This is a genomic window from Mongoliimonas terrestris (assembly GCF_001927285.1).
GTDB lineage: Bacteria > Pseudomonadota > Alphaproteobacteria > Rhizobiales > Pleomorphomonadaceae > Chthonobacter > Chthonobacter terrestris.
The window spans coordinates 109,370-125,806 of sequence record NZ_MSIG01000010.1 but is presented as its reverse complement, the minus strand read 5'-3'; the positions used below and the strand labels follow the sequence as shown (position 1 = coordinate 125,806).

Genomic DNA, 16,437 nt, shown 5'->3' with positions numbered 1-16,437 from the left:
CGATCTGCCCCGATCGTCATGGTGAGGAGGGAGGAGGGCGCGAGAGCGGTGGTGCAAGGCCGGCGACGACGAACCACGCAGGACCGACAACGCCGAACCACGCAAGGCCGGCGACGCCGAACGATGCAAGGCCACCGACCGCGAACCACGCAGGACCCGCTCCCACCAGAACCCCCCAGATCGTCATGGTCCGCGAAGGCGGACCACCCACGCTTTTTTCCGGGCGACGTGCGGCGGAATGCGTGGCTGGTCCGGCTGAACCGGACCATGACGATGGAGGAGGGGGCGGCGTCTGTCGTATGCGACCGGACACCGGAGAACGCCCGACCCCCCAACCTCGCCCGTCACGCGATCCCGCCCGCCACCCAACCTCGCCCGTCACGCGATCCCGCCCGCCACCCAACCTCGCCCGTCACGCGATCCCGCCCGACCCCCAACCCCGCCCATCCCAACCCCGCCCGACCCCCAACCCCGCCCGACCCACCCCTCATCCCTCACCCCCGCCCATATCCCCCGTTGAGGGAATCCCCTCCCGCGCGTATGGTCCGCCACCTTTTTACCCTGCAGGGGCCGCGGCGCGGTCCGGACAACATGGGGCCAGCATGGCGGACGAGAAGAAGACCTTGAGCTTCACCGAGCAGGAGGCGCTGCTGTTCCACTCGCAGGGTCGCCCCGGCAAGCTGGAGATCATGCCGACCAAGCCGATGGCGACCCAGCGCGACCTCTCGCTCGCCTACTCGCCGGGCGTCGCCGTGCCGGTGCGCCGGATCGCGGAGGATCCCTCGCTCGCCTTCGACTACACGGCGCGCGGCAACATGGTGGCGGTCATCTCCAACGGCACCGCCATCCTCGGCCTCGGCAACCTCGGCCCGCTCGCCTCCAAGCCGGTGATGGAGGGCAAGGCGGTGCTCTTCAAGCGCTTCGCCGACGTGGATTCGATCGACCTTGAGATCGACACCGAGGACGTGGACCAGTTCGTCAACGCGGTGCGCTACCTCGGCCCGTCCTTCGGCGGCATCAACCTGGAAGACATCAAGGCGCCGGAGTGCTTCATCATCGAAAGCCGCCTGCGCGAGCTGATGGACATTCCGGTCTTCCACGACGACCAGCACGGCACCGCCATCATCGCGGTCGCGGGCCTCATCAACGCCCTCCATCTCACCGGGCGCGACATCCGCACCGCCCGGCTCGTCTGCAACGGCGCCGGGGCGGCGGGCATCGCCTGCATCGAGCTCGTCAAGGCGATGGGCATGCCGCACCAGAACGTCACGCTCTGCGACACCAAGGGCGTCGTCTACAAGGGCCGGCTCGAGGGCATGAACCAGTGGAAGTCCGCCCACGCGGTGGAGACGGAGGCGCGCACCCTCGCCGAGGCGATGGCCGGCGCCGACGTGGTGTTCGGCCTGTCCGCCAAGGGGGCGCTCACGGCCGACATGATCCTCTCCATGGCCAAGGATCCGATCATCTTCGCCATGGCCAACCCGGACCCGGAGATCACGCCGGAGGAGGCGCGCGCCATCCGGGCCGACGCCATCGTGGCGACCGGCCGGTCGGACTATCCCAACCAGGTCAACAACGTCCTCGGCTTTCCATACATCTTCCGCGGCGCCCTCGACGTGCGCGCGACCACCATCAACGACCGCATGAAGATCGCCGCCGCCGAGGCGCTGGCGCTGCTCGCCCGCGAGGACGTGCCGGACGAGGTGGCCGCCGCCTATCGGGGCATCCGGCCGCGCTTCGGGCGCGACTACATCATCCCGGTGCCGTTCGATCCGCGCCTCATCTCCACCGTGCCGGAGGCGGTGGCGCGGGCGGCGATCGACACGGGCGTCGCCCGCAAGCCGATCGTCGACTGGGAGCACTACCGCCACCAGCTCTCGGCCCGCCGTGACCCGGCCGCCGGCACGCTGCAGCGCATCTTCGCCAAGGTGAAGCAGAAGCCGCGCCGGGTGGTGTTCGCCGAGGGCGAGGAGGAGCAGGTGATGCGCGCCGCGGCGAGCTTCGCCGCGCAGGGGCTCGGCACCGCCATCCTGGTCGGGCGCGAGGACCAGATCCGCGCCACCGCCACCGCCGCCGGCATCGACGTCGGCCGCGAGGGCCTGGAGATCCGCAACGCCCGCCTCTCCAGCCGCACCAAGGCCTACGCGGACTTCCTCTACGCCCGCCTGCAGCGGAAGGGCTTCCTGCACCGCGACTGCGTGCGCCTCGTCAACACCGACCGCAACTTCTTCGGCGCCGTCTCGGTCGCCATGGGCGACGCGGACGCCATGGTGTCGGGCGCCACGCGCAACTACTCCGTGGTGCTCGAGGAGGTGCGGCGGGTGATCGACGCCAAGCCCGGCCAGCGGGTGATCGGCGTTTCCATCGCGCTCTGCCGCGGCCGCACGGTGCTGATCGCCGACACGGCCGTGCACGACATGCCGACGGCGGAGGAACTTGCCGCCATCGCCGTGCAGGCGGCCCGCTTCGCCCGCCGGCTCGGCCACGAGCCGCGCGTCGCCATGCTGGCCTATTCCACCTTCGGGCATCCGGAGGGAGAGCGCTCGGCACGCCTGCGCGAGGCGGTGGAGATCCTCGACGGCCAGCGGGTCGACTTCGAGTACGATGGCGAGATGGCCGCCGACGTGGCGCTCGACCCGGACAAGCTGGCGCTCTACCCGTTCTGCCGCCTCACCGGACCGGCGAACGTGCTCGTCATGCCGGCCTTCCACTCCGCCTCGATCGCCACCAAGATGCTGCAGGAACTGGGCTCGGCCACCGTCATCGGCCCGCTGCTCGTCGGCCTCGACAAGCCGGTGCAGATCATCCCGCTCGGCAGCAAGGACAACGACATCGTCAACATGGCCGCCTTCGCGGCCTATGACGCGGTCGGCTGAGGCGGGAGGGCCGGTCCGGCTGGCGCCCGACCTACGAGGCGGCAGCCGGATCCGATGGATCCGGCTCCCCCGGATCCATCGGATCCGGCTGCCGGTCCACCACCCGGCGCTCCGGGCTCTTGCAGAGATCGTAGATGACGCACCGCTCGCACTCGGGCTTGCGGGCCTTGCAGACGTAGCGGCCGTGCAGGATCAGCCAGTGGTGGGCGTGCAGCCGGTAGGGCTCCGGCACGATCGCCTCGAAGGCGAGTTCCACCGCCAGGGGGTCCTTGCCGGGGGCGAGAAGCAGCCGGTTGCCGAGCCGGAAGATGTGGGTGTCGACCGCGAAGGTCGGCTGGCCGAAGGCCATGTTGAGCACCACGTTGGCGGTCTTGCGGCCGACGCCGGGGAGCTTTTCGAGCGCCGTCCGGTCCTCCGGCACCACGCCGCCGTGGTCGCGGATCAGCGCCTCGGAGAGCGCGATCACGTTCTTCGCCTTGGTGCGGAAGAGCCCGATCGACTTGATCGCCTCGCGCACCCCGTCCTCGCCGAGGGCGAGCATCGCCTGCGGCGTGTCGGCCACCTGGAAGAGGGGCCGGGTCGCCTTGTTGACGCCGGCGTCCGTCGCCTGGGCGGAGAGCACCACGGCGACGAGCAGCGTGAAGGCGTTCACATGCTCAAGTTCGCCCTTCGGCTCCGGGTTGGCGGCCCGGAAGCGGGCGAAGATCGCCTCCACCTCCGCCGGCGCATAGACCGCCTTCGGCTTGCGCTTGCCCTTTCCGGGAGCGGCCTTCGCCGCGGCCTTGCGGGCCGGCTTCGGCGCGGTTTCCGACGCCGCGGGCGCGTCCGGCGGCGGGCCGTCGGGGGCGGCGGGGCGGGAGCGGGCAGGCCGTGCGACATTCGGTCGACCGGCGGCGTCAAGGGGGAGGGTCTTTGCGCGGCGCATCCCTCCTCTATAATCGCCTTCAATGACAGCGCACAATGCGACCGACCACGGCCCGGCCGACGCCGACGCGCCCTTCTTCTCGGCCCGGCTGACGCCGTACCGGTCGCTGGGGCCACGCGGCTTCCTGGTCCTGATGCTGGCGGTCGGCTTCATGTGCCTCGTCTCCGGCGTCCTCTTCCTGGTGATCGGCGCCTGGCCGGTGTTCTGGTTCTTCGGCCTCGACATCCTCATCGTCTACGTGGCCTTCCGGCTCAACTACGCCAGCGCCAAGGCCTTCGAGGAGGTGCATGTCTCCGTCAGCGACGTGCACGTGGTCCGCGTCTCCGCCCGCGGCCGGACGCAGGAGTTCCACCTCAATCCGCTCTGGGCGCGCCTCCACGTCACGCGCCTGGAGGACGAGGGGGTGGTGGAGATGAAGCTCGTCTCGCACGGCCGCGCCGTCGACCTCGGCGGCTTCCTCAATCCGCCCGACCGGGAAAGCTTCGCCGAGGCCCTCGCCAAGGCGCTCGCCACCGCCCGCCGCGGCGGCCCGGACGCCCTCGCGGCGCCGACCTGAGGCCCGCCAAAGCCTTTGCGAAAATCGGGTGGCTGCCGGATGCGGTCCGCTCTAACGTCCGGACAACCGGAGAGGAGAGCGACCATGGATCTTGCGATCCCCGACACCCTGACCGACGGCCCGTCGAAGGCCGAGGCCAAGAGCTTCCTGGAGGAGATGCGCATGGCGGAGCCCGTGGTGCTCGACCGGGCGGCCGACGACTACGCCCTCGTGCGGGCGACCATCCGCTTCCTCACCGAGGCCTGGCGCGAGCAGCCGGACCTCGACGCCATCGCCGGCGCGGTCGGCACCGACCCCGGGCACCTGCACCGAGTGTTCACCCGCTGGGCCGGGCTGACGCCGAAGGCCTTCCTGCAGGCGCTCACCCTCGACCAGGCCCGCCGCATGCTGGACGACAGCGCCTCCATCCTCGACACCGCCTACGAGGTGGGCCTTTCCGGGCCGGGGCGGCTGCACGACCTCTTTGTCACCCACGAGGCCATGAGCCCCGGCGCCTACAAGGCGCGCGGCGGCGGCGTCACCATCGCCTACGGCTTCCACGCCTCCCCGTTCGGCACCGCCCTCCTGATGGCGACCGAGCGCGGCCTTGCGGGCCTCGCCTTCGCGGACCCGGGCGAGGAGGCCAAGGCCTTCACCGACATGGCGAGCCGCTGGCCCGCCGCCAGCTTCGTCATCGACCCGAAGGTGACCGAGCCCTTCGCCCGCCAGATCTTCGACCCGCACCACTGGACCCACGAGCGGCCCCTGCGGCTCGTCTTCATCGGATCGGACTTCGAGGTGCGGGTGTGGGAGACGCTCCTGCGCATCCCGCTCGGCAAGGCCACCACCTATTCGGACATCGCCCGCCACATCGGCAACCCAAAGGCCGCCCGCGCGGTCGGCTCGGCGGTCGGGCGAAACCCCATCTCCTTCGTGGTGCCCTGCCACCGGGTGCTCGGCCGCCAGGGCGACCTTTGCGGCTACCACTGGGGCATCACCCGAAAGAAGGCCATCCTCGGCTGGGAGACCGGGCTGATCACCCGCCTCGCCGGCGCCGGACCGGCCGCAGGCGGGGAGGGCGCCTGACCGAGGCGCCCCATGGAAGGTGCGCGTGTGCAGGCAAGCCCGAACGCGGGCCGGCCGGTCAGGCCTAGGCGCGCGTGAGGGTCGGACGAGGCCGACTGCCACGCGCCGCTGACATGGCCCCGACGACGGTTTTCTCCGCCGTCGGTCCAACACATAGAAATTAGCGCTTGCGACCCGACCGCCTTCCATCACCATGTCTGCGCAATGCACGGATGGACGATGGAGAGACGCGCGGTGGACATGACGGGCAAACCGGCGCGGCGGGCCTTCTCCACCCGCGCCCACCTCATCGTCCTCACCACCTTCCTTCTGGCGCCGCTGATCGTGGCGGCGACGGCGCTTGCGATCGGCTTCAGCATGAAGGAGCGCGACCGCTACCAGAGCGAAGCCCTGGAGGTGGCGGCGCGCGTCTCCGCCTCGGTCGACCGGCAGATGCTCTCCCTGCAGGATGGCCTGCGCCTCCTCCGGGCCACCCTCGACCAGGCCGGCGCGCGGGCCCCGGAGGTGCGCGACGCGCTCGCCGACACGGCCGACATTCTCGGCACCCGGGTGGTTCTCCAGGACGACACCGCCATCCTCCTCGACAGCCGGACGGTGCGCCGGCCCGGCCCGCCACCCGAAACCCTGCCGGCCATCGACGGCCCGATGGGCTTCCTCGGCCTGAGGACGGACACCTCCGGAAGCGGCCCGGTCGTCGGCATCAAGATTCCCATCCGCACGACGGCCCCCGGCGGCCTCGCCCTCGTGATGGAGATCCCGGCGGCGCGGATCACCGGGGTGATCGCCGCCGAGAACCTGCCGACCGACTGGACCGGCGCGGTGCTGGACGAGACGTTCGTCATCGTGGCGCGTTCGCGCCAGAACGACCGCTTCGTCGGCACCCAAGCCACCGACGACCTCCGCCGGCGTGCGACCGGGGACGGCGGCGTCTGGCAAGGGATCACCAAGGAGGGCACGCCCGTGCTCTCCGCCTACGCGCGCTCGGCCGTCACCGGCTGGCGGGTCGCGGTCGGGGTGCCGGTGGCGGCGGTGGAAAAGCCGCTCACCCAGGCGCTCGTGCTTCTCGGCACCGCCGCGCTCGGCGGTCTGGCGGTGGCGCTCGCGGCGGCCAGCTGGTACGGCGGGCGCATCTCCAAGGCCATGACGGATCTTGCCGACACGGCGGTGGCGCTCGGCCAGTCGGCGCCGCTCCGCGCGCCGGCGGAGACCACCAACAGCGAGATCAACCTGATCGGCAAGGCCCTCTCCGGCGCCGCGGCGGAACTCGCCCGCCGGGCGGACGCGCGCAACCGCGCCGAGGAGGCGCTCGCCGCCGCCAACGCGCGCCTGCAGCGGGTGCTCGACCATTCACCGGTCGGCATCGTGGAGGTCGACGCCGACGGGCACATCGCGTTCGCCAACGAGGCCGCCTGCCGGCTCCTGCGCCTGTCGTCCGGCACCGCCGAGGGCCGGCGCTACGACGCCCCTGCCTGGGGCAACGCCACCGTGGACGGCCGCCCGCTCGCCGTCGCCGACCTGCCGGTGAGCCGGGCGCTCACGGGCGAGACGGTCACGGCCTTCGAGCAGAGCATCATGGACCCGCGCGACGGCACCCGGCGCATCCTGTCGGTGAACGCCATCCCGGTGGTGGAGGACGGCGCCATCGCGGGCGTCCTTGCCGTGTTCGACGACATCTCCAAGCGCCACGAGGTGGAGCTCCACCAGCGCCTCCTCATCAACGAACTCAATCACCGGGTGAAGAACACGCTCGCGACCGTCAACTCCATCGCCGCCCAGAGCCTGCGGTCCACCACCGACACGGAAGCCGCCCGCGACGCCTTCACCGGCCGAATCGTGGCGCTCGCCCAGGCCCACGACGTGCTCACCCGCGAGCGCTGGGAGGGGGCGGACCTCACCGCCGTGGTGGACGGCGCGGTGGCGCCGCACGGCGCCGACCGGTTCGACGTCGCCGGCGTGCCGGTCCGCCTCGGACCGCAGACGGCGCTCTCCTTCGCCATGGCGCTGCACGAGCTTGCCACCAACGCGGTCAAGTACGGCGCGCTCTGCGTGCCCGACGGCCGGGTCGCCATCGCCTGGACGCTTGCCGAGCGGCCCGAGGGGCGCTTCCTCCTCTTCCGCTGGTCCGAGCACGGCGGCCCGACGGTGACGCCGCCGACCCGCCGGGGGTTCGGCTCGCGGCTCATCGAGCAGGGGCTTTCGCGCGAACTCGGCGGCGCGGTGCGCATTCTGTTCGAGCCGGACGGCCTCGTCTGCACCATCGACGCGCCGCTGCCCGGCGACGACCGCGAAGCCTGATCCGGGCCGCCCATCCGCGACGGTGTGGCGGACCGCGCCGCCAGACTGTAGGGTCGCCCGACTTTGGACGACGGACGCTTGCATTTCCCCCATGGCGAAGACCCACGACATCGACATCCTGATCGACGAGGCCGGCATCCGGCAGGAGATCGCCGCCCTTTGCGAGGAAGCGTCCGGACCGCGCCGCGATCATCGGGTCTCCGATCCCCGGCCGGCCATCCTCACCGTCCTGAAGCGGGTGGTGCAGGACGGCCGCGACAAGGCGCGTGTCCTCCTCACCGAGGACCGGCACGGCCTCCTCTGCGCCCGCCGCCTGTCCCACATGGTCGATACGCTGATCCGCATCATCTACGACCACGCGGTGGAGCGGGTCTTCAAGGTGGACAATCCGTCCTCCTCGGAGCGCATGACGGTGGCGGCCGTCGGCGGCTACGGGCGCGGCACCCTCGGCCCCGGCTCCGACCTCGACCTCCTCTTCCTGCTGCCCTACAAGCAGACCCCCTGGGGCGAGAGCGTGGTGGAGTACGTGCTCTACATGCTCTGGGACCTCGGCTACAAGGTCGGCCACGCCACCCGGCGCATCGACGAATGCGTGCGCCTCTCCCGCTCCGACATGACGATCCGCACCGCCATCCTGGAGGCCCGCTGGATCTGGGGCGACGAGGCGCTCTACGCCGATCTCGTCCGCCGTTTCCAGCCGGAGGTGGTCAAGGACACCGGGCCGGAGTTCATCCTCGCCAAGCTCGCCGAGCGCGACGAGCGCCACCGGCGCCAGGGCGCCTCCCGCTACCTGGTCGAACCGAATGTGAAGGAGGGCAAGGGGAGCCTTCGCGACCTCCATACGCTCTTCTGGATCGCCAAATACTTCTACGAGGTGCCGACTACCGACGACCTCGTCCGCCTCGGCGTCTTCTCCCGCGCCGAGATGAACCGCTTCCACAAGTGCGAGGACTTCCTCTGGGCGGTGCGCTGCCACCTGCACTTCCTCACCCGCCGGCCGGACGACCGCCTGGGCTTCGACGTGCAGCGGGAGATCGCCGCCCTTCTCGGCTACCAGGAGCACCCCGGCCTCTCCCCGGTGGAGCGCTTCATGAAGCACTACTTCCTGGTGGCCAAGGACGTGGGCGACCTCACCCGCATCTTCTGCGCCGCCCTCGAAGAAACCCACGCCAAGCCCATCCCGGTGCTCGACCGCATGCTGAGCCGGGTCGGCCGGCGGCGGAAGAAGACCATCGCGTCCTTCCCGCAGTTCATCGTCGACCACGACCGGCTGATGGTGGCGGACGACGGCGTGTTTCAGCGCGACCCGGTCAACCTGATCCGCATCTTCCACGTGGCCGACCGGCAGGAGCTCGCCTTCCACCCGGACGCCCTCAAACTGATCACCCGGTCGCTCCGCCTCGTCGATGCCGCCCTTCGCGACAACGAGGAGGCCAACCGCCTCTTCCTGGAGGTGCTGACCTCCAAGAACCACGCCGAGACCGTGCTCCGGGTGATGAACGAGACCGGCGTCCTCGGCCGCTTCATCCCGGACTTCGGCAAGGTCGTGGCGATGATGCAGTTCAACATGTACCACCACTACACGGTGGACGAGCACACGCTCCGCGCCGTCGGCATCCTCGCCTCCATCGAGCGCGGCGAGCAGGCGGACAAGAACCCGCTTTCCATCGAACTGATGAAGTCGCTGCAGCACCGGCGGGTGCTCTACTTCGCGCTCTTCCTGCACGACATCGCCAAGGGCCGGCCGGAGGATCATTCGATCGCCGGCGCCCGCATCGCCCGCAAGCTCGGCGCCCGCATGGGCTTCTCCCCGACCGAGATCGAACTCGCCGCCTGGCTCGTCGAGCACCACCTGGTGATGTCCATGACGGCCCAGTCGCGCGACCTCGCCGACCGCAAGACCATCCGGGACTTCGCCGCCGTGGTGCAGACGCTGGAGCGGATGAAGCTCCTCCTCATCCTCACCGTCGCCGACATCCGGGCGGTGGGGCCGGGCGTCTGGAACGGCTGGAAGGGCCAGTTGCTGCGCACCCTCTACTACGAGACCGAGCCCTATCTCCTCGGCGGCCATTCCCAGCTCTCCCGCAGCCAGCGGGTGGCGGCCTCCCAGCGGGAACTGGCCGCCCGGCTCGCCGACTGGCCGGCGGCGGAGCGGGACCGCTATTTCGAGCGGCACTATCCGCCCTACTGGCTGCGGGTCGACATCGCCGACAAGGTGGCCCACGCCGACCTCCTCCGCCGCACCGACGCCGCCGGCCGGCGGCTGGCCACCGCCTTCCAGACCAAGCCGTTCGAGGGGGTGACGGAGATCACCGTGGTGGCGCCCGACCACCCGCGTCTCCTCTCCACCCTCGCCGGCGCCTGCACCGCCGCCGGGTCCAACATCGTCGACGCGCAGATCTTCACCACCACCGACGGCCTCGCCCTCGACACCATGGTGATCGGCCGGGAGTTCGCCGACGAGGCCGACGAGCAGCGGCGCGCCCAGCGCATCTGCAGCCTGATCGAGGCGACCCTGGAAGGGCGCGAGCGCCTGCCGGAGGCGGTCGCCCGGCGGGTCGCCTCCAAGAAGGCTCCGAAGGCCTTCCAGCTTCCCACCGAGGTGACCCTCGACAACACCCTCTCGGAGCGCTTCACCGTCATCGAGGTCTCCGGCCTCGACCGGCCGGGCCTCCTCTACGACCTGACCCGGGCGATGTCGGACCTCAACCTCAACATCGCCTCCGCCCACGTGGCGACCTTCGGCGAGCGGGCGGTGGACGTCTTCTACGTCACCGATCTCACCAACCTGAAGATCCAGGCGACCGGCCGCCAGTCCACCATCCGCCGCCGCATCAAGCAGGCCTTCGACGACGCCGCCGAGGCCAAGCCCGCCCGTCGGGCAGGCTGACCGGTCGGGCGCCATGACGGTCTGGTTCACCAGCGACACCCACTTCGCCGACCCGCGGGTGCTGCGGATCGACCGGCGGCCCTATCCGGACCTTGCCACCCACGACGCCGCCCTCATCGAGGCCTGGAACGAGCGGGTGGCGCCGGACGACACGGTCTGGCATCTGGGGGATTTCGCGCTCGGCCGGCCGGCAGGGCACGTCGACCGGCTACTTGGCGCACTACACGGCAACAAACACCTGATTGTAGGCAACAACGACGGTCCGGAGACCACGACATCCGGCTACTTCGCCAGCATTCAGCACTACAAGGAGCTGGAGATCGACGGGATCCCGCTGGTGCTCTGCCACTATCCGTTCCGCACCTGGAACAAGATGGGCAAGGGCTGCATCGACCTCCATGGCCACAGCCACGGCCGGCTGAAGCCGGTGCCGCGCCAGATCGACGTGGGCGTCGACGCCTGGGGATATCGCCCGGTCACCCTCGCCGAGATGCTCGAGGCGAGGGCGACGAAACGGCGCCCGAAGGCGCCGCCGGAGCCCGGGGAAGGGGCCTGAGACCGGTCAGGCGCCGGTCGGGCCGATCGGTGTCTGAGGCTTGAAAAGACGGCCCTTTTCGGTCCAGAACACGACCGCCAGCGTGGTCGCGCTGAGGACCAGGAAGCCGGTCGCGAGCGGCGTCACCGTGCCGTCGAACGACTGGCCGACCACGAGACCGAGGAGGGCGCCGCCGAGCGTCGTGTAGAAACCGATCAGCGAGGACGCGGTGCCGGCGATCGCCCCCAGGGGCTCCATCGACATGGCGTTGAAGTTCGGCAGGGTCAGGCTGAACAGGAAGTTGTTCGCCGCCATCAGGACGAGGAAGAGCACGAGCGGCGGATGTCCCCCGTAGGCGAGCGCCAGCACCACCTGGAGCAGCGCCACGCCGACATAGCCGACCAGCGCCCCATGCGCCATCCGCCGCATGCCGACCCTTGAAACGAAACGGGAATTCAGGAAAGCCGCGATCCCCATGGCGACCGCCACCAGGGCGAAGGCGAGCGGAAACCAGGCCCCGAGCGCATAGACCTCGGTCTCGAAGATCTGCTGCGCCGAGCCGATGTAGCCCATCAGGCAACCGGTCATCAGGCCCATGCCGGTGGCATAGCCGAGCGCCGTCCGGTTCGTCACCGTCTGGACGGCAGCGTCGGCTATGCGCTTGACGGAGAAGGGCATTCTGTAGTCCGGGTGAAGCGTCTCCGGCATCCGGAGGCCGAACCAGGCGATCAGGACGGCGCCGAGGCCGAGCATCACGGCGAAGATCATGTGCCAGTCGGCGAAGAGGAGCACCACCCCGCCGAGCGCCGGCGCGAAGATCGGCACGGTGATGAAGATCATCATCACGAAGGACATCACCCGCGCCATGTCGCGTCCGCCGAACCGGTCGCGGACGATGGAGACGGCCAGCACCCGCGCCGCCGCCGCGCCCATCCCCTGCACCACCCGGCCGGCGATGAGGACGGCGAAGCTCGGCGCGAACAGGGCGAGGACGCAACCCACTGCAAACACGAGGGTTCCGCCGATCAGCGCCGGCCGCCGCCCGACGATGTCCGACAGCGGCCCGTAGACCAGCTGCATCACGGCGAAGCCGATCATGTAGCTGTAGACCAGCCACTGGAGCTGGTTGGTGTCGGTGATGCCGTAGCTGTCCGCGATCGGCGGGAAGGCCGGCAGCAGGAAGTCGATCGAGAGCGCCGTCAGCCCCATCATCAGGGCGACGATGCCGACGAACTCGGCAAAACGCAGGTCGGTGGCCACGGCGGGGCGAGGAGGGGCGGTGCGGGTGTCCATGTCGGGTCCATCGGCGGCAGCGGCCGCGCGGCAAGGCAAGACCCGGGCACGAAAGGGCGGTGTCCGGGCGGGCAAGAAGCGGCGAGCGGGCTGTGGCGATCCCGAAAAAGGGGGTGTAGCTGCTCCCGCCCGCCTTCCCCTAACGCATCGGCCTCCCGTTCGCGTGACGAAACGGCGCCGCTCGCCGAAAGGTGATGGCTGACGTCATCGCCTCATCGAGCGTTCCGAGCGGGCCTTTGCCGATCAGGTCCCGATCAGGTCTTCCGGCCGGATCGGAATGTGCCGCTGGCGCCGTCCGGTGGCGTGGAACACCGCGTTGGCGATCGCCGGGGCGACGCCGCAGATGGCGATCTCGGCGAGGCCCTTGGCGCCGAGCGGATTGAGCACCGTGTCCTCGGACGGCACGAAGGTGACGTCGAGCGCCGGCGTGTCGGCGCAGACCGGGACCAGGTATTCGGCCAGATTGGCGTTCATCACCTTGCCGAACCGGGGATCCCACTCCGCCGCTTCCATCAGCGCCATGCCGAGCCCGCCCATCATCCCGCCGATGCACTGGCTGCGGGCGATCTTCGGGTTGATCACCCGGCCGACGTCGTAGGCGCCGGTCATCCGCTTGACCCGGAGGGTGCCGAGCCCCTCGTCGACGCGCACCTCCACGAACACCGCCCCGAAGGCCGAGGAGGCGTAGCGCTTGGTCTCCTCGCCGGGCGACGCCTTGGCGGACGCGGCGAGCCGGTCGAGGCCGTTCGCCCGCAGCCGCTCGGCGATCGAGCCCTCGCCCGTCAGCGCCTCCAGCTTCTGCCGGACCGCGGCGCAGGCCTCCGCGACCGCGCTGCCGACGCTGACGAGGGTGATCGAGCCGCCGTGCACCGGCGCCATCGGCAAGGTGCTGTCGCCGAGTTCGAACCGGATCGCCTCCACCGGCAGGCCGAGTTCGTCGGCGGCGATCTGGGTGATCGACGTATAGGTGCCCGGTCCCATGTCCGAGGCGGCGGTGCGGACCACCGCCGTGCCGTTGGCGAAGAGGATCACCTCCGCCTCCGCCGGCGCCCGGTCCGCGTGGTAGATGGCGGTCGCCATGCCGTAGCCGACGAGGTCGGTGCCGATCCGCATCGACCGCGGGGCGGCGATCCGGTCGGCCCATCCGAAGCGTTCGGCGGCCGTCTCGTAGCAGGCCTTCAGCGCCTTCGACGACCAGGGCAGGCCGGTCTTCTCGTTGATGTCGGCGTGGTTCTTCAGGCGCAACGCCACCGGGTCCACGTTGAGCGCGACGGCGAGCTCGTCCATCGCCGCCTCCAGCGCGTAGAGGCCGGTCACGATGCCGGGTCCGCGCATCGGACAGGGCGAGTTGGTGTCCATCTCCACCAGACGATAGGCGGTCGCAACGTTCGGGCAGCTGTAGGTGGTCTCGGCCGGCTGCAGCGTCGTCTCGGCATATTCCTCATAGGTCGCCACCTGGGCGGCGGCGTCCTGGAGGATGGCGGTCAGCCGTCCGTCCGGCGCGGCGCCGAGGCGGACACGCTGCAGGGTGTGCGGCCGGAAGCCGACCGAGTGATAGAGCTGCCGCCGGCTGAGCTCCACCCGCACTGGCCGGCCGGTCATCTTCGCGGCGATCGCCGCGATGGTCACGTGCGGCCAGGTGCGGAGCGCCGAGCCGAAGGCGCCGCCGACGAAGGGCGAGATCACGCGGATCTTCCCCGCCTCGATGCCGAACACGTGGGCGATCTCCACCACCACGTTCTGCACCCACTGGGACTTGTCGTAGAGCGTCAGGCTGTCGCCATCCCACTGGGCGATGGTGGCGTGCGGCTCGATGGCGTTGTGGTGCTCGCGCGCCTGCACGTAGGTGACGTCGACCGTCGTCGCAGCCTCGGCAAGGCCCGCCGCGCCGTCGCCGCGCCCGGCCGCGCCCGGCCGCCCGCCCTTGGCGGTCTCCTCGCTCGGCGGCCGGCCCCGGCCCGGATCGAAGGTGGTGGTCGGCTCGGTCTCGTCGTAGGCGATGCCGATGCAGCGCGCGGCGGCATCCGCCTCCTGCTGGCTGTCGGCGATCACCACGGCCACCGGCTGGCCGTTGAACAGCACCTTGTCGTCCTGGAACATCCTCAGCTGGTCGCCGGACTTCGGATCCACCGGCGGGCGCTGGTCGCGCTCCAGGTAGGGGAGCTTCGGCGCGTTCCGGTGGCTGACGACGGCGAGCACGCCCGGCATCCCTTCCGCGGCGGACGTGTCGAGCGCGCGGATGCGGCCGCGCGGGATGGTGGCGGAGACGACGGACGCGTAGGCGAGGCCGTCGGGCACGAACTCGGCCGCGTAGCGGGCGGTGCCGGTGACCTTGGCAGGACCGTCGACCCGGCTCACCGGCTGGCCGATCACGGCGGAAAGGGCGGGAGCGTTCATCGGGCAAGTTCCTGATCGGCCACGGCGGCGAGGGCGCGCGCCACGGCGTTGACGAGCAGCGGGACCTTGAAGGCGTTGCCCGGGCGCGGGTCGACGCCCTCGGCCGCCGCCTCGGCGGCGAGCTGGAGCGTGGCGACGTCGATCGTGCGACCGAGGAGCCGGTCTTCCACCATGGGCAGCCGCCAGGGCACCGTGCCGACGCCGCCGGCCGCCACTCGGGCGGCGGTGACTTCCCCGTCGTCGATCTTGAGGGCGACGGCGGCGGAGACCAGCGACCACTCGAAGGAGGCCCGGTCGCGAAGCTTCAGGTAGCGGGAGGAGAGCCCCGTCGCCGCGATGGGCACGAAGACGGCGGTGATGAGGTCTCCCGGTTCCAGGTGCGTCTCCCGGTGCGGCGTGTCGCCGGGCAGGCGATAGAAGTCGGCGAGGCGGATGGAGCGCTCGCCGTTCCGCCGCTCCACGATCACCTCCGCGTCGAGCGCCACGAGGGCGACGGCAAGGTCCGAGGCATGGGTGGCGATGCAGTGGGCGCTGCCGCCGAGAATGGCGTTCAGCCGATTCTCGCCCGCCTGCGCCGGACAGCCGGAGCCGGGCTCGCGCTTGTTGCAGGGCGTCGTCACGTCGCGGAAGTAGAGGCAGCGGGTGCGCTGCAGGAGGTTGCCGCCGATGGTCGCCATGTTGCGCACCTGCGGCGAGGCGGAGGCGGCCAGGGCCTCGGCGACGAGCGGCAGGCGAGCGGCGACGGTCGGATCCTCGATCGCGTCGGTCAGCCGGGTGCCGGCGCCGATCCGGATGCCGTCGAGTTCGGCGGTGACGCCGTCTGTGCCGACGCGCGACACGTCGAGGAGGGCGCGCGGGGCGGCGATGCCCTCCTGCATCAGCTGCAGGAGGTCGGTGCCGCCGGCCACATAGGCGCTGTCGGTCGTATCGGCCCGCCGCCGGGCGGCGCTGTCGCCGTCGAGGCGCTCGTAGGTGAAGGCGCGCATGGGATCAGCCCTCCTGGCCGGCGACGGTGCGGATCGCCTCGACGATGTTGGCGTAGGCGCCGCAGCGGCAGAGGTTGCCCGACATATGCTCGCGGATCTCCTCGTCGCTGCCGGCGTGGCCCTCGTCGATGAGGGCGACGGCGGAAAGGATCTGCCCCGGCGTGCAGTAGCCGCACTGGAAGGCGTCGCAGGCGACGAAGGCGGCCTGCATGGGGTGGAGGGCGTCCGGCGTGCCGAGGCCCTCGATGGTGGTGACCGATGCGCCGTCGTTCATCACCGCCAGGGTGAGGCAGGAGACCACCCGGCGGCCGTCCACCAGAACGGTGCAGGCGCCGCACTGGCCAAGGCCGCAGCCCTTCTTGGTGCCGGAAAGGTGCAGCCGGTCGCGGAGGGCGTCGAGGAGCGTGGTGCGCGGGTCGACCTCAAGCCGCTCGGGCTTGCCGTTGACCGTGAGGGCCACCGGCACGACGGGAGAATCTACGGGCAAGGCGGGCTCCTGGCTGGATCGGCTGGGTTGCTTCTCAACGTGTCGAACCCGGGTGGGTTCCGGCGGAACGGGCGGACGGCAGGGACGTTCACCCCACCGCACCGGCGAGGCCCCCATGCCGGCAACCCACCG

Annotated in this window: 11 protein-coding genes; 6 read left to right on the top strand and 5 right to left on the bottom strand. The window is 70.8% G+C overall.

Annotated features, from left to right (window positions below; genetic code table 11):
* The first annotated feature begins 602 nt into the window (after nucleotides 1-602).
* The gene (locus BUQ68_RS15420; RefSeq protein WP_075216885.1) at nucleotides 603-2,876 is read left to right on the top strand and encodes an NADP-dependent malic enzyme; all 2,274 of its coding nucleotides are present in this window, start codon (nucleotides 603-605) and stop codon (nucleotides 2,874-2,876) included.
* Nucleotides 2,877-2,907: 31 nt separating this feature from the next.
* Here the strand turns inward: BUQ68_RS15420 and nth are convergent, their stop codons facing one another.
* Nucleotides 2,908-3,801 carry an endonuclease III gene (nth, locus tag BUQ68_RS15415; protein WP_083656614.1) on the bottom strand — a complete coding sequence of 298 codons (894 nt, stop codon included), beginning with the start codon at nucleotides 3,799-3,801 and terminating at the stop codon, nucleotides 2,908-2,910.
* Nucleotides 3,802-3,823: 22 nt separating this feature from the next.
* Between nth and BUQ68_RS15410 the strand changes: the two genes are divergently transcribed.
* The 5 genes from BUQ68_RS15410 (at nucleotide 3,824) to BUQ68_RS15390 (ending at nucleotide 11,163) form a co-directional block, all read left to right on the top strand.
* Nucleotides 3,824-4,357 (top strand): DUF2244 domain-containing protein, encoded by a 534-nt coding sequence (locus tag BUQ68_RS15410; RefSeq protein WP_075216884.1) that lies wholly within the window; start codon nucleotides 3,824-3,826, stop codon nucleotides 4,355-4,357.
* A gap of 156 nt (nucleotides 4,358-4,513) precedes the next feature.
* A complete protein-coding gene (locus BUQ68_RS15405) occupies nucleotides 4,514-5,422 on the top strand; it encodes a methylated-DNA--[protein]-cysteine S-methyltransferase (protein ID WP_075216929.1) in 909 nt (302 codons plus the stop codon).
* 219 nt (nucleotides 5,423-5,641) lie between these two features.
* Nucleotides 5,642-7,717 (top strand): HWE histidine kinase domain-containing protein, encoded by a 2,076-nt coding sequence (locus BUQ68_RS15400; RefSeq protein WP_075216883.1) that lies wholly within the window; start codon nucleotides 5,642-5,644, stop codon nucleotides 7,715-7,717.
* 91 nt (nucleotides 7,718-7,808) lie between these two features.
* A complete protein-coding gene (locus tag BUQ68_RS15395) occupies nucleotides 7,809-10,607 on the top strand; it encodes a [protein-PII] uridylyltransferase (protein ID WP_075216882.1) in 2,799 nt (932 codons plus the stop codon).
* A 13-nt stretch (nucleotides 10,608-10,620) separates the two neighbouring features.
* On the top strand, nucleotides 10,621-11,163 hold the full coding sequence (locus BUQ68_RS15390; RefSeq protein ID WP_075216881.1) for a metallophosphoesterase family protein: 543 nt from the start codon (nucleotides 10,621-10,623) through the stop codon (nucleotides 11,161-11,163).
* Nucleotides 11,164-11,169: 6 nt separating this feature from the next.
* On the opposite strand, the gene BUQ68_RS15385 is transcribed toward BUQ68_RS15390, so the two are convergent.
* From BUQ68_RS15385 to BUQ68_RS15370, 4 genes are all read right to left on the bottom strand, one after another.
* Nucleotides 11,170-12,435 carry a multidrug effflux MFS transporter gene (locus BUQ68_RS15385; RefSeq protein ID WP_075216880.1) on the bottom strand — a complete coding sequence of 422 codons (1,266 nt, stop codon included), beginning with the start codon at nucleotides 12,433-12,435 and terminating at the stop codon, nucleotides 11,170-11,172.
* A gap of 243 nt (nucleotides 12,436-12,678) precedes the next feature.
* Nucleotides 12,679-14,832 carry a xanthine dehydrogenase family protein molybdopterin-binding subunit gene (locus BUQ68_RS15380; RefSeq protein WP_075216879.1) on the bottom strand — a complete coding sequence of 718 codons (2,154 nt, stop codon included), beginning with the start codon at nucleotides 14,830-14,832 and terminating at the stop codon, nucleotides 12,679-12,681.
* Entirely contained in the window at nucleotides 14,829-15,818 is a 990-nt protein-coding gene (locus tag BUQ68_RS15375; RefSeq protein ID WP_075216878.1) for an FAD binding domain-containing protein, read from the bottom strand. Before BUQ68_RS15375 ends, BUQ68_RS15380 begins: the two co-directional genes overlap by 4 nt.
* Before the next feature lie 4 nt (nucleotides 15,819-15,822).
* Nucleotides 15,823-16,422, bottom strand: a complete 600-nt coding sequence (locus BUQ68_RS15370) for a (2Fe-2S)-binding protein (protein ID WP_083656611.1) — start codon at nucleotides 16,420-16,422, stop codon at nucleotides 15,823-15,825.
* Between the last annotated feature and the right edge of the window lie 15 nt (nucleotides 16,423-16,437).

Bases quoted from the DNA above. Each gene is read 5' to 3' on its own strand.
- BUQ68_RS15420 (WP_075216885.1), top strand. From the start codon at position 603: ATGGCGGACGAGAAGAAGACCTTGAGCTTCACCGAGCAGGAGGCGCTG.
- nth (WP_083656614.1), bottom strand. From the start codon at position 3,801: ATGCGCCGCGCAAAGACCCTCCCCCTTGACGCCGCCGGTCGACCGAAT.
- BUQ68_RS15410 (WP_075216884.1), top strand. From the start codon at position 3,824: ATGACAGCGCACAATGCGACCGACCACGGCCCGGCCGACGCCGACGCG.
- BUQ68_RS15405 (WP_075216929.1), top strand. From the start codon at position 4,514: ATGCGCATGGCGGAGCCCGTGGTGCTCGACCGGGCGGCCGACGACTAC.
- BUQ68_RS15400 (WP_075216883.1), top strand. From the start codon at position 5,642: ATGGAGAGACGCGCGGTGGACATGACGGGCAAACCGGCGCGGCGGGCC.
- BUQ68_RS15395 (WP_075216882.1), top strand. From the start codon at position 7,809: ATGGCGAAGACCCACGACATCGACATCCTGATCGACGAGGCCGGCATC.
- BUQ68_RS15390 (WP_075216881.1), top strand. From the start codon at position 10,621: ATGACGGTCTGGTTCACCAGCGACACCCACTTCGCCGACCCGCGGGTG.
- BUQ68_RS15385 (WP_075216880.1), bottom strand. From the start codon at position 12,435: ATGGACACCCGCACCGCCCCTCCTCGCCCCGCCGTGGCCACCGACCTG.
- BUQ68_RS15380 (WP_075216879.1), bottom strand. From the start codon at position 14,832: ATGAACGCTCCCGCCCTTTCCGCCGTGATCGGCCAGCCGGTGAGCCGG.
- BUQ68_RS15375 (WP_075216878.1), bottom strand. From the start codon at position 15,818: ATGCGCGCCTTCACCTACGAGCGCCTCGACGGCGACAGCGCCGCCCGG.
- BUQ68_RS15370 (WP_083656611.1), bottom strand. From the start codon at position 16,422: ATGGGGGCCTCGCCGGTGCGGTGGGGTGAACGTCCCTGCCGTCCGCCC.